The organism is Dellaglioa sp. CoH-57-MRSF-16 (assembly GCF_056782055.1).
This window is the reverse complement of sequence record NZ_JBXAXZ010000159.1, coordinates 1-280: the sequence shown is the minus strand read 5'-3', so window position 1 is coordinate 280 and position 280 is coordinate 1. Positions and strand designations below refer to the sequence as shown.

At 54.6% G+C, this 280-nt stretch carries 1 protein-coding gene; it reads right to left on the bottom strand.

Annotated elements, in window-relative coordinates; all coding sequences use genetic code 11:
* Window positions 1–67: 67 nt before the first annotated feature.
* A partial coding sequence (locus AC1RPH_RS08275) for a hypothetical protein (RefSeq protein WP_481762107.1) occupies window positions 68–280 on the bottom strand: 213 nt, incomplete at its 5' end.

Sequence of the window (280 nt, the reverse complement as noted above, 5' to 3'; positions counted from 1 at the left end):
ATGAAAATGGGGCGACAGACCGAAATCTGCGCCCATTACTATTTACTTCCCGGAAGTTTACCACGGATCACGTGGTGTAGACGAGCACTTCATCCAGACCCAGCGATAGCTCCTTAGGCGTGTTGACGTGCTCAGAGTACACGACGATATCACCAAACAGGGTCCCCACAGGCGGAAACTCTCCGGCGTACCCCGCGTAGTAGATCAGGTCAAGCGCCAAGAAGATGTGCCGGATGGGCAAATCCTCTGGAGGTTCCTGCTCTGCCATAATGCAGCTCGC